This window comes from Stenotrophomonas sp. GW821-FHT01H02A, from assembly GCF_059422145.1.
In genome coordinates, this window is the sequence record NZ_JBWKWI010000006.1 from 129,008 (window position 1) to 149,504 (window position 20,497).

At 68.1% G+C, this 20,497-nt stretch carries 16 protein-coding genes; 6 read left to right on the plus strand and 10 right to left on the minus strand.

The features are described from left to right. Nucleotides 1–64: 64 nt before the first annotated feature. From AC07WC_RS11070 to AC07WC_RS11080, 3 genes are all read right to left on the minus strand, one after another. Nucleotides 65–1,081: a helix-turn-helix transcriptional regulator gene (locus tag AC07WC_RS11070; RefSeq protein ID WP_495210035.1), complete on the minus strand. Its 1,017-nt coding sequence runs from the start codon at nucleotides 1,079–1,081 to the stop codon at nucleotides 65–67. Between the two features lie 157 nt (nucleotides 1,082–1,238). Next, a complete protein-coding gene (locus AC07WC_RS11075) occupies nucleotides 1,239–1,442 on the minus strand; it encodes a hypothetical protein (RefSeq protein ID WP_495210152.1) in 204 nt (67 codons plus the stop codon). Further along, nucleotides 1,439–1,582, minus strand: a complete 144-nt coding sequence (locus AC07WC_RS11080) for a hypothetical protein (protein ID WP_495210036.1) — start codon at nucleotides 1,580–1,582, stop codon at nucleotides 1,439–1,441. The genes AC07WC_RS11075 and AC07WC_RS11080 overlap by 4 nt, the downstream gene beginning before the upstream one ends. A gap of 345 nt (nucleotides 1,583–1,927) precedes the next feature. Here AC07WC_RS11080 and AC07WC_RS11085 point away from each other — a divergent pair, with 345 nt between their 5' ends. Next, complete coding sequence (locus tag AC07WC_RS11085; RefSeq protein ID WP_495210037.1) at nucleotides 1,928–4,495, plus strand: methyl-accepting chemotaxis protein; 2,568 nt, start codon at nucleotides 1,928–1,930, stop codon at nucleotides 4,493–4,495. 73 nt (nucleotides 4,496–4,568) lie between these two features. Continuing rightward, entirely contained in the window at nucleotides 4,569–7,202 is a 2,634-nt protein-coding gene (locus AC07WC_RS11090) for an excinuclease ABC subunit UvrA (RefSeq protein ID WP_495210038.1), read from the plus strand. Nucleotides 7,203–7,217: 15 nt separating this feature from the next. Here the strand turns inward: AC07WC_RS11090 and AC07WC_RS11095 are convergent, their stop codons facing one another. From AC07WC_RS11095 to AC07WC_RS11115, 5 genes are all read right to left on the minus strand, one after another. Next, nucleotides 7,218–9,740, minus strand: a complete 2,523-nt coding sequence (locus AC07WC_RS11095; RefSeq protein WP_495210039.1) for a PepSY-associated TM helix domain-containing protein — start codon at nucleotides 9,738–9,740, stop codon at nucleotides 7,218–7,220. Between the two features lie 146 nt (nucleotides 9,741–9,886). After that, entirely contained in the window at nucleotides 9,887–10,447 is a 561-nt protein-coding gene (locus tag AC07WC_RS11100; protein ID WP_495210040.1) for a TlpA family protein disulfide reductase, read from the minus strand. After that, nucleotides 10,444–12,801 carry a protein-disulfide reductase DsbD family protein gene (locus tag AC07WC_RS11105; protein ID WP_495210041.1) on the minus strand — a complete coding sequence of 786 codons (2,358 nt, stop codon included), beginning with the start codon at nucleotides 12,799–12,801 and terminating at the stop codon, nucleotides 10,444–10,446. Before AC07WC_RS11105 ends, AC07WC_RS11100 begins: the two co-directional genes overlap by 4 nt. Beyond that, the gene (gene cutA / locus AC07WC_RS11110; protein WP_495210042.1) at nucleotides 12,801–13,139 is read right to left on the minus strand and encodes a divalent-cation tolerance protein CutA; all 339 of its coding nucleotides are present in this window, start codon (nucleotides 13,137–13,139) and stop codon (nucleotides 12,801–12,803) included. The genes AC07WC_RS11105 and cutA overlap by 1 nt, the downstream gene beginning before the upstream one ends. Nucleotides 13,140–13,211: 72 nt before the next feature. After that, nucleotides 13,212–14,996 carry an endonuclease gene (locus AC07WC_RS11115; protein WP_495210043.1) on the minus strand — a complete coding sequence of 595 codons (1,785 nt, stop codon included), beginning with the start codon at nucleotides 14,994–14,996 and terminating at the stop codon, nucleotides 13,212–13,214. Nucleotides 14,997–15,288: 292 nt separating this feature from the next. Here AC07WC_RS11115 and AC07WC_RS11120 point away from each other — a divergent pair, with 292 nt between their 5' ends. Continuing rightward, nucleotides 15,289–15,576, plus strand: a complete 288-nt coding sequence (locus tag AC07WC_RS11120) for a co-chaperone GroES (RefSeq protein WP_019183551.1) — start codon at nucleotides 15,289–15,291, stop codon at nucleotides 15,574–15,576. Nucleotides 15,577–15,675: 99 nt separating this feature from the next. Then, nucleotides 15,676–17,325: a chaperonin GroEL gene (gene groL, locus AC07WC_RS11125; protein WP_019183552.1), complete on the plus strand. Its 1,650-nt coding sequence runs from the start codon at nucleotides 15,676–15,678 to the stop codon at nucleotides 17,323–17,325. A gap of 239 nt (nucleotides 17,326–17,564) precedes the next feature. On the opposite strand, the gene AC07WC_RS11130 is transcribed toward groL, so the two are convergent. Next, nucleotides 17,565–18,725 (minus strand): serine hydrolase domain-containing protein, encoded by a 1,161-nt coding sequence (locus AC07WC_RS11130; RefSeq protein ID WP_495210044.1) that lies wholly within the window; start codon nucleotides 18,723–18,725, stop codon nucleotides 17,565–17,567. A 116-nt stretch (nucleotides 18,726–18,841) separates the two neighbouring features. Continuing rightward, nucleotides 18,842–19,126 carry a hypothetical protein gene (locus AC07WC_RS11135; RefSeq protein ID WP_495210045.1) on the minus strand — a complete coding sequence of 95 codons (285 nt, stop codon included), beginning with the start codon at nucleotides 19,124–19,126 and terminating at the stop codon, nucleotides 18,842–18,844. A 131-nt stretch (nucleotides 19,127–19,257) separates the two neighbouring features. On the opposite strand from AC07WC_RS11135, the gene AC07WC_RS11140 reads away from it, so the two are divergent. Together AC07WC_RS11140 and AC07WC_RS11145 are read left to right on the plus strand one after the other, a co-directional pair. Then, nucleotides 19,258–19,752 carry a MarR family winged helix-turn-helix transcriptional regulator gene (locus AC07WC_RS11140; RefSeq protein WP_495210046.1) on the plus strand — a complete coding sequence of 165 codons (495 nt, stop codon included), beginning with the start codon at nucleotides 19,258–19,260 and terminating at the stop codon, nucleotides 19,750–19,752. Further along, entirely contained in the window at nucleotides 19,749–20,489 is a 741-nt protein-coding gene (locus AC07WC_RS11145) for a DNA alkylation repair protein (RefSeq protein WP_495210047.1), read from the plus strand. The genes AC07WC_RS11140 and AC07WC_RS11145 overlap by 4 nt, the downstream gene beginning before the upstream one ends. Nucleotides 20,490–20,497: the final 8 nt, after the last annotated feature.

Consider the following 20,497-nt stretch of genomic DNA (forward strand, 5'->3'; position numbering starts at 1 on the left):
CAATGTATCCAAGCGCTTCCCAATCAATGCGTTGCACTATCTTTCCGGAGTGCGGGAATCGATTCTAGGAGAGCGCGGTGGCCGTGCGGAACGCGGCGGGCGTGATCCCTTCGTGCTTCTTGAAGGCGCTGTAGAACGTCGACATGGACTGGAAGCCCGCCTCCTGGGCGACGATGTCCAGGGGTTTGGTCGGGGTCTGTTGCAGAAGCGCCTTTGCCTCGGTCACGCGCAGCTGGGTCAGGTACTGCTTGAACGAGGTCTGGTTGTTGTCGTTCAGCAGCTGCGACAGCCGGGTCTGCGGCATGCCCAGCCGTCGGGCGAGGCGTGGCAGGGTCAGGCCAGCGTCAAGATGCAGTCGTTCGCGCGCCATTACCTCAGCCAGGGCATGCAATGCCATGCTCGCCTCGGCCGCGGGAATGCGACGGTCCTGGTAGCGCTCGATCGGCGTGCGTCCGGACCGCAGGCGGGTGCCCACCAGAATGCTCACCGCCAGTACGAAGGTAAAGGACAGCGCCCCGACGATGTAGGAGGTGTACCCGGCGGTGTAGTACGCGATCCATATGACCCAGATTCCCCCCAGCGCAACCGGCAACAGTGGGTTGGACCGGGAGGTCCGAAGCCTCGCGCGGTGCCGATACATCAGGGCTGTGGCGAGGAGCAGGTAGCCCAGCCAGGCGTAGTTGATGCCGGGCGCGATGGTGTGCCGCCACAGCTCGGCGTTGCGGCTGTAGGGAAGCAGGACATTGACCGCCGCGACAAGCAGCAGCAATACACCGAGGTGCCATCGCTCGGCCTTTCCGGCTCCGGCAGAGCCGTCCTGGCTGGCGCGCACCAGAAAGTAGAGGCAGGGCCCGATCATGGAACACGCGGTCAGCCCGAGCTGGAGAACCACCAGGGGGACTTCCGGCCAGAAATGGTAGGTCACGGACTTCCCCGTCCGCACACCGACCATGAGGATCAGCAGCGCCAGCCAGCGCTGCGGGGTTTCACCCTTCGCCTGCCACCACAGTATCGATGCTGCCACGATGCCGTTGAAGGCGCCCAACATGGCAAAGAAGAACAGAAAGTGTTGGCTGAGCATTCGCGCAGTATTGAGAAAATCCCCATGCCGTCAAGCGCTGCCCAGCGCACCTCGGCAAGACGCGGCCGAGTGAAGCGTCCGTGCCGGAGAGGCTCCCGCGCTGCCGGCGCAGGGCTGCCGCTCGCGGCCGCCGCGTATCGATGTCGACCCCGGCAGGTTACAGCGAGCTGGAGTCCACCTGCTGACGACCGGCCTGGGTCAGGTCGATGTCGCCGTCTTCGGCCTGTGCGGCATAGCCGGCCTTGACTGCCCAGTTGGCCGCCTCATCGCTGACCGGCCGCGTGGCGTTGATATCGCGCAGGATCTGCCGTTGGTCATCGGTCAGCTGCATCGAGGGCTGGGCACCGGTACCGCCACTCATGGCGACCGCGCCTCGACGCTGATCGCACCCTGGGCCAGCCGCGCACGCTTGGCCCGCCGATGATTCACCCACCACACCAGCCCCGGCAGCCCGTACAACAGTGCACCGGCGAGCAGAAAGATCTTGAAGGCGGCGTTCATGGCGGTCTCTCTCCGTGCGGTATGGCGCGATGCGTCGTGATCAACCCGATGTGCGGCGGCGCACGCCGAGCCTGGCAGCGGCCCCGGCCGCGATCCCACCGCTAGTTCAGCGCAATCGCCGTGAAGGTGCTGTCCCTTCCTGCACTGTCGCACGTTCATGCAGCGGGGTGCGGCCGGCCCCGCCGCCGCCTGGGCGGCGCGGTCATCGCCTGACCGTCATCACTTCGTCGTCTGGCGCGCTTACAACGGGAGCCAGTGGCGAGGCCATCGCCGACGGTTGATGTCGCCCCTCAAGTTCGCCGTAGGCCCGCCGATATCGATGCGTCCTTCTGCCTGGAGTACGTGATGTCGGCCGTCCCCCGCCGCCTGTCGTTGTTCGTCGCCCGTCTGGGCGACCGGTTCCGCCTCCGTCTGGCCCAGCCGCCTCGGCTGGCCGGGCCAGGTCGTCTCAGCGTGGCACAAAAACTCAGGGCCAGCCTGCTGATCTGCGGCCTGGGCCTGTTCGCGGTGGCCGTCGTGTACGGCTGGACGCGCCATGATAACGAGCAAGCGGCCGAGGCGTTCGCGGCGCATCAGCAGGAGGCGGCACGGGCCGCCACGCTGGCGACCGAAATCGCCGATGCGCGGCGGCTGCAGACGCGGTATGCCAGCACCTTCGAAGATGCCGACCGCGAGGCCCTGCAGGCTGCACAGCAGCGCCTGCAGACAACGTTGGCGCACCTGCAGCGCGATCCGCACGATGCCGGCAGTGCCGGGGCACTGCGCGAGCTGGCGGCACGTGCGGGTGACTTCGCCGAGGGCATCACCGCATTGAATGCCCGGGTGGATGAGATGGGGCGCGGCGATGCCGGCCTGCGTGCGCAGCTGGAGGCCGCAGCCGCCACGCTGGAAGCCAGCGTCGAGAGCAGCGCGAGCCCGGTGCTGATGGCCCAGCTGCAGAAAATGCGGCGCGAAGAAGGCCTGCTGCTGCTCACCGGCGATTCGGCGCATACTGATCGTGCCAGCGAACAGAAGCTGCCGTTCGATCTGTCACTGGCGCAGGCGCGCCTGGGCGCAGACACGCAGGAAGCACTGCGCACGCAGATGGACGACTACCAGGGCGCGCTGTTGGCCTACACCGCTGCCCGCATCGGACTGGATGTGGAGGCACAGTCATTGGCTGAGACTGCCGCCCAGATCGGGCCCGGTCTGCAGGCGCTGCAACAGGCGCAGACGCGGGCCTTGGCGGCGGCGCGTGAGCGACAGGCCGCGCGGGCCAGCACCATGGGGGTCGTGTTCGCGCTGACCCTGCTGCTGGTGGCGGTGGTGCTGATCGCCACGCTGCTGCTGGTGCTGCGCGCGGTCCGCCAGCCGATCACCGATACGCTGCGCTTCGCCGAGGATATTGCCGAGGATCGGCTCGACACCGTCCTGCCCCTGCATAATCCGCACGATGAAATCGGCCAGCTGGCCGCGCGCCTGCGCCACATGCAGCACCGGCTGCGTGAGCGGATCGACGCCGAGCGCGCCGTCGCGCGCGACAACACCCGCGCCCGCCAGGCGCTGGACTGCGCGCAGACCGGGGTGATGGTGCTCGACGGCGAGGGGCGGATCGGTTTCCTCAACCAGGCGCTGCTCGCCGAACTGCAGCTCACGCACATGGACTGGAGTGGCCAACCGGCTGCCGCCCTGCATCCGGCCTTCGCCACCCTGGTGCCGACGCTGCGGGACGGCCAGCGCGCCACCCGCGAAATCGAACATGCGGGCGTCCGCTACCAGCTGGTGATCACCCCGATCGTGGATCACGACCAGCTGCTGGGCGCTGCCGTGGAGTGGCGCAGCCGCGCGCTGGAAACCACGGTGGAGAATGAAGTGGCCGCGCTGGTGGACGCCGCCGCGCGCGGGGAGCTGCACGGGCGCATCACCGTGGAGGACAAACAGGGCTTCGTCAGAACCCTGGCGCTGAGCATCAACCACCTGCTCGATACCTTCCAGAGCAACCTGTCCGGGTTGCAGGGCCTGCTCTCGGCGCTGTCGCAGGGGGATCTGCGCGTGCGCATGCAGGGCGACTTCCACGGCGTGTTCGCGCGCCTGCGTGACGATGCCAACGCCACGGTGATGCAGCTGACCGACATCGTCGCGCGCATCCAGCAGGCCTCGCTGGCGATCAACCATGCCGCCGGCGAGATCGTCGCCGGCAACCACGACCTCTCCGGCCGCACCGAGCGCCAGGCGGCGCATCTGGAAGAGACCGCCTCTGCGATGGAGGAGCTCTCGGCCACCGTGCGGCAGAACGCGGACTCGGCGCAGCAGGCCAACCAGCTGGCGATCCGCGCGGCGGAGGTCGCGGCGCGGGGTGGTGAATCGGTGGCGCAGGTGGTGACCACCATGGCCGACATCGCGCTGTCCTCGCGGCGGATCGGCGAGATCACCGGGGTGATCGACGGCATCGCGTTCCAGACCAATATCCTGGCCCTGAACGCGGCCGTCGAAGCTGCGCGGGCCGGTGAGCAGGGGCGCAGCTTCGCGGTGGTGGCCAGCGAAGTGCGGCTGCTGGCACAGCGCAGTGCCGATGCCGCGCGCCAGATCAAACAACTGATCGACGCCTCGGTGGAAAAGGTCGACGCCGGCACGCGCCAGGTCGATGACGCGGGCGCGACCATGGGCGAGATCGTCGGCAGTGTGCAACGGGTGACATCGATCATGGCCAGCATTTCGGCCGCGTCGCAGCAGCAGACCGCGGGCATCGAGCAGGTGAGCCAGACGTTGCTGCAGATGGACGGCAGCACGCAGCAGAATGCGGCCCTGGTGGAGGAGGCCTCGGCCTCGGCCTCGGCGCGCGTGCTGGAGCGCCAGGCCTGCCTGCTGGGCGAAGCAGTGGATGCCTTCGTCATGACTGCGCCGCCGTCCGCGCGCGTGCGGGCGACGGCCTGACGCCTCCGTCAACACCGCGCTCACCGGTCTTCACCGGCGGTGAGCCGGCACTGTGGTTCGCTACTCTTCATCCATGAAGAAATCCACGCGCCGACCGTCGCCCTCCACTGCCCCGGATGCCTTCGTGCGCGTCCGGGGTGCACGCGAACACAATCTCAAGAACGTGGATGTCGACATCCCGCGCGATGCGCTGGTGGTGTTCTCCGGCATTTCCGGCTCGGGCAAATCCTCGCTGGCGTTCGGCACGTTGTACGCCGAGGCGCAGCGGCGCTACCTGGAGTCGTTGTCGCCCTATGCGCGCCGGTTGATCGACCAGGTCGGCGTGCCGGACGTGGACGCGATCGAAGGCCTGCCACCGGCGGTGGCCCTGCAGCAGCAGCGCGGCACCGCCAGCGTGCGCTCCAGTGTCGGCAGCGTGACCACGCTGTCGAGCCTGCTGCGGATGCTGTACTCGCGCGCCGGTACCTATCCGGCCAGACAGCCGATGCTGTATGCCGAAGACTTTTCGCCGAATACGCCGCAGGGCGCCTGTCCGAACTGTCACGGGCTGGGCTACGTGTATGAGGTGACCGAGCAATCGATGGTGCCCGATCCCTCGCTGAGCATCCGCGAGCGCGCCATCGCCGCGTGGCCGCCGGCATGGCACGGGCAGAACCAGCGCGACATCCTGGTCACGCTCGGCTACGACGTGGACATTCCCTGGCGCGATCTGCCCAGGAAGCAGCGGGACTGGATCCTGTTCACCGAAGAACAACCGGTGGTGCCGGTCTACGCCGGCTTCACCCCGGCCGAAACCCGCGCCGCGCTGCGGCGCAAGGAAGAACCCAGTTACATGGGCACCTTCAGCGGTGCGCGCCGCTATGTGCTGCACACCTTTGCGACCACGCAAAGCGCGATGATGAAGAAGCGCGTGGCGCGTTACATGATCGGCGCACAGTGCCCGGTCTGTGATGGCCGCCGGCTGAAGCGCGAGGCGCTCTCGGTGACGTTCGCCGGCATGGATATCGGCACCCTGTCGCAGCTGCCGCTCAGTGCGATGGCGCAGGCGCTGCGTCCTGCAGCGGAAGGGCATTTCGACGCACCTACCGCCACCGCCACGCGCAGCCGCAGTGCAGGCCGGCAGGCCACCGCCAGGCGGGCCGCCGCCGGCGGCAATGCGCATGCCGGCGGCAGTGACGTCCGCCGCACGCCGGATCTGTCCGAGGAGAAGCGCATCGCGGCACAGCGCATCGCGCACGATCTGGTCGAGCGGATCCGCACGCTGCAGTCGCTGGGCCTGGGCTATCTGTCGATGGACCGCGCGACCCCGACGCTGTCGCCGGGCGAACTGCAACGCCTGCGCCTGGCGACGCAGATCCGCTCCAGCCTGTTCGGGGTGGTGTACGTGCTGGATGAGCCCACCGCCGGCCTGCATCCGGCCGATGGCGAGGCCCTGTATGACGCGTTGGCCCAGCTCAAGGCCGGTGGCAACACCTTGTTCGTGGTCGAGCATGATCTGGAGATGCTGCGACGCGCGGACTGGCTGGTCGATGTCGGCCCCGGCGCGGGACAGCACGGAGGACAGGTGCTCTACAGCGGGCCGCCCGAAGGACTGCGCACGGTCAAGGCCTCGGTCACAGCGCCCTATCTGTTCCAGGACGCCACAGGTCCGCAGCGCACGCCGCGCGCGCCGTCCGGCTGGCTGGGCCTGCAGGGCATCCATCGCAACAATCTGCATGGCGTGGACGCGCGCTTTCCGCTTGGCGCGTTTACGGCGGTGACCGGCGTCTCCGGCTCGGGCAAATCCAGCCTGGTCAGTCAGGCGCTGGTGGAGCTGGTCGGCGAGCATCTGGGGCAGGAGCCGGTGATCGAGGAAGCCGACAGCGAGGTGCCGCAGCCCAGCCGCATCGAACGCACCCGTGGCCGCTTGAACGGGGCCAAGGCGATCAAGCGGCTGGTCAATGTGGATCAGAAGCCGATCGGGCGCACGCCGCGCTCCAACCTGGCCACTTATACCGGCCTGTTCGATCATGTGCGCCGGCTGTTCGCCGGCACGCGCTCGGCCAGGGCGCGGCGCTACAGCGTCGGCCGCTTCTCCTTCAACGTCGCCGCCGGTCGCTGCGAGACCTGCGAAGGCGAGGGTTTCGTCCACGTCGAACTGCTGTTCATGCCCAGCGTCTACGCACCGTGCCCAACCTGTCACGGCCAGCGCTACAACGCCAAGACGCTGGAGGTGCAGTGGAACGGCCGCAACATCGCGCAGGTGCTGGCGATGACGGTGGAGGAAGCGTTGGCGTTCTTTGCCGACGAGCCGCCGGTGCAGCGGCCGCTGCAACTGCTGCGGGACATCGGCCTGGGCTATCTGCGCCTGGGCCAGCCCGCCACCGAGCTGTCCGGCGGGGAAGCGCAGCGGATCAAGCTCGCCACCGAGCTGCAGCGCAGCCAGCACGGCAACAGTCTGTACGTGCTGGACGAGCCGACCACCGGCCTGCATCCGGCCGACGTGGACAAGCTGATGACACAGCTGCATGGCCTGGTCGATGCCGGCAACACGGTCGTCGTGGTGGAGCACGATCTGCGCGTGGTCGCCGATGCGGATTGGGTGATCGATGTGGGACCGGGCGCGGGCGAGGAGGGCGGCCGGATCGTGGCCGAAGGCACGCCGGCACAGGTCAGCCGGGCCAGGCAGGGTGCCACCGCGCGCTATCTGCGCCGCTGGTTTCCCTGAGCGGCGCAGCGTTGCTCAGTACACGTCGCGGCGGTAGCGCCCGTCGTTGAGCAGGGCATCCACCGCCTCATTGCCCAGCACCTCGCGCAGCACCGCATCGACCCCTTCGGCCATGCCATGCAGCGAGCCGCAGACGTAAAGGCTGCCGCCCAGATCCACCCATGCGCGCAGCGCCTCCGGGGCGCTGCGCAGGCGGTCCTGCACATAGCCGCCGCCGTCGGCATCACGCGAGAATGCAAGATCCACACGGCTCAGGTGGCCTTGCGTCTGCCAGGCCTCGATCTCTTCGCGATAGAGGAAATCGTGTGCGTGGGTGCGTTCGCCGAACACCAGCCAGTGGCCGCGGTCGCCCTGCGCGTCGGCTTCACGCAGCAGGCTGCGCAGCCCGGCGATGCCGGTGCCGTTGCCGATCAGCAGCATCGGGGCATGCTCGGGATGGCGATGGAAGCCGGTGTTGCGCCGCACGCGGGCAGGGATGCCGTCCGCCTCGGTGGCATGCACGCACAGCCAGCCCGAGCCCAGCCCATGGCGGCCATCGGGCAGACTGGTCAGGCGGATCACCAGCTGCACGGCATCATCGTCCGGTACCGAGGCGATCGAGTACTCGCGATGGGGCAGCGCCGGCAGCCGCGCCAGCCAGCGGGCGGCATCGGGTGCTGCCGCGGCAGCGATCGTCTCCGCTGTTTCCGGCAGGACGCGCATGGCCGCCGCTTCGACCAGCGTCGTGATCCGTCCATCGACCGTCACCGGCGCCTGCGGATCCAGACCGTTGCGAGCCAGCACCGTCAGCACATGCGCACGCGCGTGCCGTGGCGCCATTTCCAGAACGTCGCCGGCCTGCCAATGCACATGTGCCGGCGGCTGCAGGGCCACCTGCCAGATCGCTCCGGCGGCGCTGCCCGGATTGAGCAGGGTGCGCGTCCCCAGTGTCCACCGCTGCAGTTCGACCGGCACTGGCAGTGGGGTGTGATCTTCCACCCCGGTCAGCCGGGCCAGCTGCTGCTGCCACTGCCCCAGTGCAACGGCATCGGTGCGATCCACCTCGATGCTGGCGAACAGGCGGTGTGCGCCCTGTGCTGTCAGCCAGGTGTCCACCCTGCGCGAAAAGCCGCAGAAGCGTGCGTACTCGCGATCACCGAGCCCAAGCACGGCATATGTCATCCCCTGCAGCGCAGCGGAGTGGGCGAGCACCCGTCGCTCGAAGGCACGCGCGGCGTCGGGAGCTTCGCCATCGCCGAAGGTGCTGATGACGAACAAGGCGTTGTCCGTGCCCGCCAGCAACCCGGCATCCACCTGCGCGAGCGGGCGGACCTGCACCGGCAGGCCGGCCACCTGGAGCTGCGCAGCGGTGCGCCAGGCCAGCTGTTCGGCAAACCCGCTCTGGCTGGCGAACGCCACCAGCCACGGCTGCCCGGTGCCGATGGCCGTGGCCAGGGGCAGGGGCAGGCGCGAGGCGCGCACCTCGCGCTTCTTGCGGCGGCGGTCCAGGTACAGCATCCAGCCGGTGATGAAGAACACCAGCATGCCCAGGCTGGACACCATCACGATGATCCGCCCTGGCAGCCCGAAGAAGCTGCCCGAGTGCAGCGCGAAGACGCTGACGATGATCTTGCCGCCGGCGTTCTTGCTGCGGTAAGGCGCGTAGGAGAGCAGGGCACCGGTGGACGGATCGAGCTGGAGGATGTCCTGCGCGCGGTCGTGCGCGGGGTTGCCTCCCTGCACGCGGCCGGTCAGCGCACGGCCTGGCTTGGCCGGGAAGCGCAGGTCGATGTAACCGCGTCGCACACCCTCCAGGCCGTACAGGGTGGCCTGCACCGTGCCCAGGTCCAGTGGGCCACCGTGGGCGCGCGGCTGGTTCTGCTCGGCCGTGGCGCCGCCAAGCAATGCGGTCGCGCCCTTGCGGTACCAGTCGAACGACCACCACAGCCCGGTCAGCGCGATCATCAGGTAGACCAGCAGCACCCAGGTGCCGACCACCGAGTGCAGGCTCCACAGGAAGCTTCGCCCGCTGCGTGACCACTCCACCGCCAGCCAGGTGCGCCAGTGCCACCAGCGTCGCGGCCAGCGCAGGTACAGACCGGAGAGGCAGAAGAACACCAGCGCGATCGCACAGCTGCCGGTGATCAGGCTGCCGCGCTCACCGCTGACCAGGTGGCGGTGCAGGTCTTCGACGAAGGCGAAGAAGGCCAGCCCCTTCAGCTCGGTCAGCACGGTACCGGTGTACGGATCGAAATAGCGCCAGTTCGCCTGGCCGCCTTCGAAACGCGCCACCGACAGGCGCTGCCCGGTGGCGTCCACGCGCAGCCGCTGCAATGACTGTGGCATGTCCTTCTGCAGCTGCGGCAGCAGCGCTGTCAGGGCCAGCGGCTGCTCGCCGGCTGCATGCCGCTGCACCACCTGCGCCAAGGCCGGGTTGGCCGCACGCATGATCTCGTCTTCGAAGGCCAGCGTGGCCCCGCTCAGCCCCATCACCGCCAGTACGGTGCCGGCAGTGATGCCCAGCAGCCAATGCAGCTGGAAAACAACGGTCTTCAACATGCGGGCGGTTCCGGCGGCAAGGCGAAGCGAGCCCGGCAATGGATGAGAATGGATCTCGTCATTGTTGGGCGCAGGGCTGGGTGGGTCAATAGCCCACGCTAGGGCAACGGCACCTCGATCAGACGCCCACCCCGCTCAATCCGGCGTCAGTGCAGCGCCCACGCCTCGATCTCACCGGCCGCAAACGGCCCCAGCTTCTGTTTCACGATGCGCCCCTGTGCGTCGACCAGTACCGAATACGGCAGCAGGCCCTGTGCATTGCCCAGGCGCACGCTGGCGTCGGCCGGCCCGGGCGTATCAAGCACGATCGGGTAGGCGACCGGGATGCGGGTCAGGAAATCGCGCACGCCCTCGGGTGTATCCAGCGCCAGCCCGAGCACCTGTACGCCGCCGGCGCCCTGCGCGTCGGCAAAGGCGGTCAGCGCGGGCATCTCTTCCACGCACGGGCCGCACCAGCTGGCCCAGACGTTGATCAGCAGCGGACGCCCGCGGAAGCTGGCCAGATCCAGCGGTTGACCGTGCAGGTCGGGAAGAGTGATCGCCGGCACCAGGTCACCCGGTTGGGCACCGACCACCGCCGGCCGAGGCGGTGGCGGAGCATCGGCCGGGCCTTGGCCATGCCCGGCGAACCACATGCCCGCGCCGATGCCGAGCACGGCCGCGATCACGACCACCACGACCGTCCGGCGTGGTGGCCGCAGGCTCATCGCGCGGTCCGCAGCAGCGCTTCTTCCACCAGCGCCTGGGTCAGTACCGTCGGCAGCACGGTCGGCGGTGCGCCCGGGCCGTAGACCACGTACAGCGGCACGCCGACGGCTTTGTGCTCATCCAGGAAAGCCGTGATCTGCGGGTCGACATTGGTGTAGTCGCCGCGCATGTAGACCGCGTTGGTCCGGCGCAGCGTGTCCTGGAACGCGTTGGTGCCCAGCACCGCGCGCTCGTTGGCCTTGCAGGTCACGCACCAGTCGGCGGTCATGTTGACGAACACCACGCGGTTGTCCTGGCGCAGCCGGTCGAGCATCTGCGGCGAGTACTCCACCACGTTGTCGCTGGCCGACTGCGCGGCCTTGGCTGGCGGATCCAGGCGGGTCACGCCCCAGATCGGGTACAGCGCGCCCAGGATCAGCAGCGTGGCCAGCAGGCCGGCCACGCGCTGGCTGCGCCAGCGGCTGCGTTCGAACCACCACAGCGCCAGCGACAGGATCACCAGGCCGCCCAGCACCAGCGCCATCGCATCCACGCCGCGCTGCTTGCCGAGCACCCACAGCAGCCAGATCGCGGTGCCGTACATCGGGAAGGCCAGCACCAGCTTGAGGGTTTCCATCCACGCGCCCGGGCGCGGCAGGCGGCGGGCCAGCGAGGGCACGAAGCCGATCAGCAGGAACGGCAGCGCCAGGCCCAGGCCGAGCGCCAGGAACACCAGCATCGCCTGCAGGCCGGGCGCGGCGAAGGCGTACGCCAGCGCCGGGCCCATGAACGGGGCCACGCACGGGCTGGCCACCACGCAGGCGAGCACGCCGGTGAAGAAATCGCCGACCGGGCCGCTGCGCGAGGCCAGCGACTGGCCGACGCCGCCCAGGCTGCCGCCCAGGGTGAACACGCCCGACAGGCTCAGGCCCACGGCGAACATCAGGTACACCAGCGCGGCAATGAACCACGGGTGCTGCAGCTGGAAGCCCCAGCCTGCGGCCTGGCCGGCCGCGCGCAGCGCGATCACCAAGGCACCGATCGCAGCAAACGCCACCAGCACGCCGGCGGTGTACCAGAGCGCATGGCTGCGCGCGCGCTGACGGCTCTCACCGCTCTGCGCCACGCCCAGCACCTTCAACGACAGGATCGGCAGCACGCATGGCATCAGGTTGAGGATCAGGCCACCGGCCACGGCGAACAGCAGCAGCACCAGCAGATTGCCGGGTGCGGCGGTCGGCGCCACCGGCGGGGGCGTACGCTGCGCGTTGTCGGCGCTGGCATCGGGGGTGGCGGCATCACCCGGCACGGCCAGAGCGGGTTCGTTCGGGCGGATCAGCATCGGCTGGCTGCCGGCGTCGCTGCGGCCCTGGGCGCGCTTGTCGCGATTGGGCAGCGGCGCGATCACCTCGGTCTTCTGGGCGACTTCACCGGCCGCCGCGTTGACCTTGCCGGCCGGCAGCGCCAGCTTCACCCGGCGGGTCATCGGCGGGTAGCAGATGCCATCGGTCTGGCAGCCCTGGAAGGTGATCACCAGGGTGGCGTCGGCCGCACCGGCGGTGCTGCGGCGTAGCGGCAGCGGCACGTCGATCTGGTCGAAATACACGGCCACATCGCCGAAGTGCTCATCGCGATGCGACTTGGCGGCCGGCCACGCCGGCTTGTCCGCGCGGATGCCGGGGGCGCCTTCCAGCGCCAGCGAGGTACGGTCGCGATACAGGTAGTAACCGGGGGCCGGGGTGAAGCGCAGCAGCACGGTGTTGCCATCGCCGACGATCGCATCGAAGCCGAACGCGCGCTCGGACGGCAGCGGCAGGGCCTGGGTATTGCTGGTGCCGGGCAGGCGCAGCCCCGTGCCGGAGTTGCCGGCCAGCGGGTTGTTGAACGGGGAGGCGGCGCTGCTGGCGGCCGCCGGGGCGGCGTTGGCCGCGCCGCTGCCAGCGGCCGGCAGCTTCACCTGCAGCGTGCGCTTCTGCGGCGGGTAGCACACGCCGGCATCGGCGCAGCCCTGGTAGCGCACTTCCAGCGTGACGGTATCGGTGCCGTCGGCGGCCTTGCCCGGCAGGACGCCGGTCAGGCGCTCGCGGTAGGTTTCCACCTCGCCGAAGAAGTCATCGTGGTGCTTCTTGCCGGCGGGCAACTGCAGCGCCTCGGCATCGAAGCCGGCCTCGGCCTTGACGCTGGTGCGGTGGCGATACAGGTAATAGCCAGGGGCGATCTTCCAGCTGATCTCCACGCGGTCGCGGTCACGCGCCTGCGCAGTGAGCCCGAAGGCTTCATCGACCGGGAGCAGATCCTTTTCGCTGACGGCCCACGCCGGCAGGGAGACCACGAGCAGCGCGCACAGCGCGGCAACACGACGATACAGCGTCATCAATCACTTTCCTCACGGGTCTGCGCCCGAATCCAATCCAGGTACGCCGGTAGACCGGCGCGGGTTTCGACCGCGATGCACTCGGGGAGTTCATACGGATGCAGGACCTGCACGCGCGCGATCGCGGCGTCCAGGCGGCTGCCGGTGGTCTTGATCAACAGTTGGACCTCGTGGTCCTCGGTGACCTCGCCCTGCCAGCGGTAAGTCGAGTGCGCCCCGTCCAGGCGGGTCACGCAGGCGGCCAGCCGCTCGTCCACCAGCGCGTGCGCCAGCCGCGTGGCGCAGGCCACGTCGGGGCAGGTGGTGAACAGCAGGTAGACGGGATCGGCGATCGACATGACCGCCGAGTATAGGACCGCTGGAGGCCAATGGTCCGACCGGCGCCGCGGGAGGGCGCCGGTCGGCCTGGCTCAGTTGGCCAGCTGGCAGGTGGCCGGCTTGGCCGAGGTGAACAGGGCCGGGGTGGCCCACTCCGGATGGTCGATGAACGGATTGCGGTTGCCCTGGAAGCTGAAGATGACCTCGTTGCGGGCGCGTTCCGCCGCGTCCGGCGGATCGGACAGGTGCCAGTCGATCAGGGTCGAGAGCAACCCCATGTAGGCCGGCGAGGCCGAGGTCTTGACGATTTTGCTGCGGTCGTCGGTCAGCTCCAGATCGGGCTCGGACTGTCCGGTCCTGGCATCCTTGCCGCCCTCATAACGGATCGCCATGTACATCACGGCACGCGCCATGTCGCCCTTGCGGTGGCCCCACACTTCGAACGAACCGGCATTGCCATCCGGCGTGCGCACCCAGTTCGCATTGCCCGGGTAGCCGCCGCTGCCGCCGCCGAATCCGTTGTTGGCCTCGGTCGCGCGCTCACCGCAATTGCTGTCGCATTTGGCATAGGGCTTGTTGCCGCGGTCCGCATTCCACTGTGCATCGGTCAGATACAGCATGTGGGTGTCGGTATAGGGCGCGTAGGGCAGGCCCTTGTCGCCGGTGGTGCTGGCAAAGCCCAGCGAGTTCGGCCAGGTGTGTTCGCGGTTATAGGTCAGTCCGCTGCCGGTGCCTGCGCGCCCGCTGACCTTGGTGTAGCTGCGGTTGCGATAGGCATCGAGGATGTTGCCGCTGTTGTTGGGGTCTTCGTCGGCGATCTCCAGGATGGTCCAGGTGCTGGTGCCCGACCCACTGTAGGGATAGGCGGTGTGGCCCTTGATGGTGTCGTGCAGCGAGCAGCGCAGCTGGCTGGGGCTGGAGGTGTTGACCCGCGCGTAATACTCGCCGGGATTGCCGGGGTTGCCGGGATCTGGCGTGGTGGCAGTGGCCACCGTGAAGGCAATGCGGGTATCGGCGGCCGGGCGCGCGCCCTGGGCATCCTTGATGCGGGTGGCGCGGATGTCGAAGCGACAGGCCTCGCCGGCCACCAGCGCGGTGTTGGTGGACAGCGTGAAGCGGGTACCGGTGCCGGGATGGCTCAGCGCGACCGTGCCGGACTGGCCGCAGCTCAGCGCGAAGGCGCCGCTGGAGAGCGTGACGGGCTCACTGAAGGTCACGCTGAGGTCGGCGGCGGCCGGGAAGGTGCTGGCGCCCTGTTCGGGGGTGGTCGCGGTGACCGACGGCGCCGTATTCGGGCCGGTCGGGCCACCGCCGCTGAAGGTTTGGCCGTGATTGCAGGCGCCGAAGGTCTGCGTGGCCGATTCGGCCCAGGTGAAATGCGCGTACTGGCTGCCGGTGCCGGTCAGCTGCAGGGAGGTCCCCGGGGCGGTGCTGTTGGTCTCGCTGACCGGGATGTTCTGGCTGGTCAGGCCCGCCGCCGGTCCGCCAGCGGCAGTGATGGTGCCCTCGTAGCTGAGGAACTGGACCACCTTGCCACTGGCATCGACCAGGGCGATGCCATCGTTGGGGCCGTTCTGGATCCCGTTGGTCGGGTAGGTGACCGTGGCCAGCCGGGCGCTGCCGCAGCTGGCCGTACCGGCCGGGACCGCGTTGTTGGCGTAGACCGCGGCCGCCGACGGGTTGCTGCCGTTGTAGAGGTAGAGCCGGTAGCCGGACAGATCCTCGCCGGCGGTGGCGACCACCTCGATCGCTTCGCCGACATCCCCGGCCGGGGTGCTGTCGTCGTAATGCAGTTCATTGATGAATACATCGGCCCGGGCGGGGCTGGTGCCCAGCACCAGCAGGCAGGCCAGGGACAGCGGCGTCAGCAACCTCATCTACGGCTCCTTGTGATTGGTCATTGCCGCTCGAATCTACGCAATCCAGATGACATATCGATCGCCTCGAGAGGGGCGGCCTTTCGCATTGAGAACTGCGTCAAACATTCACATCTGGCCCGGGGCGGGAAAAAAATCCGACCGGCTGCCCTTGAAAGGGCAGGGGCCAGCACCATCTCTGCTCTGTCCCGCACCGTCGGGTTTTTTCGTGAGCGTGGCTGGCAGTCGCCCTGTGCGAGTGCTAACATCGCCAGACTTTCCTAGACCAATCAACAACTTAAAAGGGTCTCACATGAGCATCAAGCCGCTTCATGACCGCGTCGTAGTCAAGCCGATCGAAGCCGACGAAATCTCGTCCGGCGGCATCGTGATTCCGGATTCCGCCAAGGAAAAGTCGACCAAGGGTGAAGTCGTGGCCGTCGGCCCGGGCAAGCCCCTGGACAACGGCAGCGTGCGCGCGCCGTCGCTGAAGGTCGGTGACAAGGTCATCTACGGCCAGTACGCCGGCAGCAGCTACAAGTCCGAAGGCGTCGAGTTCAAGGTTCTGCGCGAAGACGACATCCTCGCCATCGTCGGCTGAGTGGGCGTCGCCGGGCCTGGCCTGGCGCTGCCGGATGTTGCTTCGTTCCGTCATTCATGACGCCGGGCTTGGCCCGGCTCTACAAAAAAGGTAATCGCAATGGCTGCCAAAGATATTCGTTTCGGTGAAGACGCCCGCGCCCGCATGGTTCGCGGCGTCAACGTTCTCGCCAATGCCGTCAAGGCCACCCTGGGCCCGAAGGGCCGCAACGTCGTGCTCGAAAAGAGCTTCGGCGCGCCGACCATCACCAAGGACGGCGTCTCCGTCGCCAAGGAAATCGAACTGGCTGACAAGTTCGAGAACATGGGCGCGCAGATGGTGAAGGAAGTCGCGTCGCGCACCAACGATGACGCCGGCGACGGCACCACCACCGCCACCGTGCTGGCCCAGGCCCTGATCCGCGAAGGCGCCAAGGCCGTCGCTGCCGGCATGAACCCGATGGACCTCAAGCGCGGTATCGACAAGGCCGTGATCGCCGCCGTCGCCGAGCTGAAGAACATCTCCAAGCCGACCGCCGACGACAAGGCCATTGCCCAGGTCGGCACGATCTCGGCCAACTCGGACGAGTCGATCGGCAACATCATCGCCGAAGCGATGCGCCGCGTGACCAAGGAAGGCGTCATCACCGTTGAAGAAGGCTCGGGCCTGGACAACGAGCTGGACGTCGTCGAAGGCATGCAGTTCGACCGTGGCTACCTGTCCCCGTACTTCATCAACAACCAGCAGTCGCAGACCGCTGACCTGGACGATCCGTACGTGCTGCTGCACGACAAGAAGATCTCCAACGTGCGCGACCTGCTGCCCGTGCTGGAAGGCGTCGCCAAGGCCGGCAAGCCGCTGCTGATCATCGCCGAAGACATCGAAGGCGAAGCGCTGGCGACCCTGGTGGTCAACACCATCCGTGGCATCGTGAAGGTCGTGGCCGTCAAGGCACCGGGCTTCGGCGACCGTCGCAAGGCGATGCTGGAAGACATGGCCGTGCTGACCGGCGGCACCGTGATCTCCGAGGAAATCGGTCTGTCGCTGGAAAAGGCGACGATCAAGGACCTGGGCCGCGCCAAGAAGGTGCAGGTCTCCAAGGAAAACACCACGATCATCGATGGCGCCGGCGAGAAGGCCAACATCGAAGCGCGTGTCACCCAGATCAAGACGCAGATCGAAGACACCTCGTCGGATTACGACCGCGAGAAGCTGCAGGAACGCGTGGCCAAGCTGGCCGGCGGCGTTGCCGTGATCAAGGTCGGTGCTTCGACCGAGATCGAAATGAAGGAAAAGAAGGATCGCGTCGACGACGCCCTGCACGCGACCCGCGCAGCCGTTGAAGAAGGCGTGGTCCCGGGCGGCGGCGTTGCCCTGGTCCGTGCGGTCACCGCGCTGAGCGGCCTGAAGGGTGCCAACGAAGACCAGAACCACGGCATCCAGATCGCCCTGCGCGCGATGGAAGCCCCGCTGCGCGAAATCGTGGCCAACGCTGGCGAAGAGCCGTCCGTGATCGTCAACAAGGTCAAGGAAGGCACCGGCAGCTTCGGCTACAACGCCGCCACCGGCGAGTTCGGCGACATGCTGGAATTCGGCATCCTGGACCCGACCAAGGTGACCCGTTCGGCGCTGCAGAACGCGGCCTCGATCGCTGGCCTGATGATCACCACCGAAGCCATGGTTGCCGAAGCCCCGAAGAAGGATGACGGCGCTGGCGCAGCCGGCGGCGGCATGGGCGGTATGGGTGGCATGGGCGGCATGGACTTCTGATGTAGAGGCCGGCCATCGGTCGGCACCTGCCATCCGCCACCGCAGTACGAAAAACCCCGCCGGAAGGCGGGGTTTTTTTGTGCGCGTAGTACCGACTCACAGCGCGCTGGTGGGGGCCTCGACCTCGTCCTGCAGCCGAGGTGCTGCAGGAGCTGGCCGAGTACGTGCTGCCGTTGTTTCCCTCGCATGACGGGCCATTGCCGGCACAGCTGCGCTGGTAAGCCGCTACATGGCCTGCGTCATTCGACGAACGTCTTGCCCCCGTACTCCCACGACCACGGCGCGCCGGTTTCGCCCAGAACGAACCGTACCAGGGCGGGGAACGCCGCTTCGGCGCGCACGTCGTTGCCCAGCACCACCACGCAGCGTTGGCGTCGCGCCACGCACACCAGTGTGTTGCCCACCGCATCGTCGTGGCCGCCCTTGTAGAACCCGCGCCCCTGCGGTCCCTGGAACACCACCACGCCCAGCCCGGCGGCGAGGTCACGGCGCCGTTGCGCGGGCGCCAGCTCGGCCTGCAGGGTCGGAAACTGGCTGGCAGTGGTGATCGGCCACTGCGCGTGGACCAGCTCGGCACGCCCCTTTGCCGACAGCCCCTCGCCACGCATGTAGCCGGCGGCGAAACGCGCGATGTCGGTGATGGTGGTATCCATTGAACCGGCAGCCCGCACGCGGCTGCGCTCATCGTGCGGCTCGCTTGTGCCGTCCTGGGTCCAGCCGTCGGCCAGGTTGCCGGCAAAGTCGGGGCGCCACAGCATGCTGGTGCGGGTCATGCCGAAGCGGTCGAACACCCGCCGTTGCATCTCCGCGCCCACGTCCAGGCCCAATCCGCGCTCCAGCACGAACTGCAGCAGGATCAGGCCTTCGCCGGAGTAGGCATAGCGCGTGCCTGGATCGAAGTGCAGGCGCAGCTTTCCATCCGGCTCCAGGAACGCGAAATTGGCAAACCCGCTGCGATGGCTGAGCAGCATCCGCGCGGTCAGGCGACGCCAGCGCGGGTCGTCCCTGAGGTCCGGCCAGGGCGCGTACTGCTTCTCTGCCGGGTAGTCCGGCAAGGGGCGCTGCAGGTACTCGCCGATCGGCCGGTCCAGGTCCAGCACCCCCTCGTCCACCAACTGCATCACCATGTAGGCGAAGGCCATTTTGGTCAGCGACGCACCGTACATCACCGTGTCGGTCGTCAGCGGGTCAGCGGCGGCGTTGCGCTTGCCGGCCGCGTGCACCTGCACGACCTTCCCCTGATCGATCACCGCCAGTGCCAAGCCCTGCGCATGGGTGATGGCCATCATCCGCGCCATCTCCGCATCTACCGCGGCAGCGTCCGGAACTGCTGCAGGGGGCGCCGCGAGGGCGATCGGCGCAGGCAACGACAACGCGAGCAGCAAGGCGAACGGGCGCATTCACGGCACTCCTCCAGGACTCGGCCCGCATCCTACCGCGGCGCGGCCCCGCGTACAGCGCCGAAGGTCATCGTGACCTCCGGCGTCGCCGGCGAGGCCCTGCCGGGGTCAGCCGATCAGGCTGGAGAACGCACCGCATGCCGGCGCTCGCGCCCAGCCAGCCACAGATGCGCAAGCAGGAAGGACAACGCGCCGCCCACCATCATGCCGTGCACGCAAGACACTGGCAGCCATATCGCTGATGCTGCGCCCAAGGCCATGCCGACCAGGCTCGTAGCAACAGCAATGCGTTGTCGCGCCAGATACTGCGCCTGCGTGCGCTGACGTTGTTGGACGGCCTCGCGCTTGTTGTCCGGCCGCAGGATGGCCTGTGCGATGGCGTCAGCCTGGGAAGGGGTCATCTACGCATCCTTGTGGGTGATCCTGTTGCCGATCTTCGCCCGTTACAGGCACTGCGTAAAGTACGGTGGACCTTTCAGACAGATCGCAACAGCGATATAATTAGCCGCCGTACCATCATGGGTCTGCGCACGTGCTGGAAACCAAACACCATGCCTTCCTGACCGAGCTGGAGCGCCGTGGCCAGCCCGATTCGGGCGAATTGGCGCTGTGCTTCCAGGTGCTGTCGCTGGCCAGCGCGATCGACCAGGACTGCGCCAGCCGGCTGGCCCCGCAGGGCCTGAGCGAAGGGCGTTTCGTGCTGCTGTTCCTGCTGCGTGGCGCGGAGACGGCGCTCTCGCCACATCAGTTGGCCGAGCGCGCCGGGGTCACCCGCGCCACCATCACCGGCCTGCTGGATGGGCTGGAGCGCGAGCATCTGGTGAGCCGCCACAGTGACCCGGATGACAAACGCCGGATCCACGTGCGCTTGACCGAAGCAGGTCAGGTACTCGCCGCGCGCCTGTTCGACCAGCAGACCGAGTGGATCGCCTCGCTGTTCGCCGATATCAACCCCAGGGAACGGCGCACGCTCGGCACGTTGCTGCAACGCGTGTGGTCACGGACCGACGCAGGTCGCGCCGCATGAAGCAGCCCGTCACCCGCGAGCGGCGCGGGCAGCTGGATCGCGGTGAAGCCGAAGCCACGCATCTGGCCGAAGTGCTGGCAGTGGACTTCGCCAAGCTGATGGCGAATGTAGCGCCCGGCTTGCCTGCTTCCGCGATCACGCCGATGCGCAATGCGGCCAAGCGCGGGATCACGCTGCGCATGCAGGGTGCCGCAACCCTGCTGCGCGTGCATGGTCATGGTGACCACGCCACGTGGTCGCGGCACGCCAGCGATACCGTGCGTGGCTGGGCGTGCTATCTGATCGGCAGTGACCCGGCCCTGTCGCTGGAGCACAAGCTGGATGCGCTGCGCCTGCTGGCCGATGACGCGCATTTCGGCGTGCGCGAATGGGCGTGGCTGGCGGTGCGACCGCACGTCGTCGCCGAGCCGCTGCGCGTGCTCACGCACCTGCACGGCTGGACCAGCGACGCCTCGCCGAACGTGCGCCGCTTCGCCTGCGAAGCGCTGCGCCCGCGTGGCGTATGGGCCGCGCACATCGCGTTGTTCAAGCAGGAACCGCAGCACGCCCTGCCGCTGCTGCAGGCACTGTGCTGCGATGCCTCGCGCTATGTGCAGGACTCGGTCGGCAACTGGTTGAACGATGCGGGCAAAAGCCAGCCTGACTGGGTCCGCGCGCTGTGCAATGCGTGGCAGCAGCGCCATGCCGACGATCCAGCCAACACCTACATCCGCAAGCGCGCACTGCGCTCGCTTTGACCCCGGGG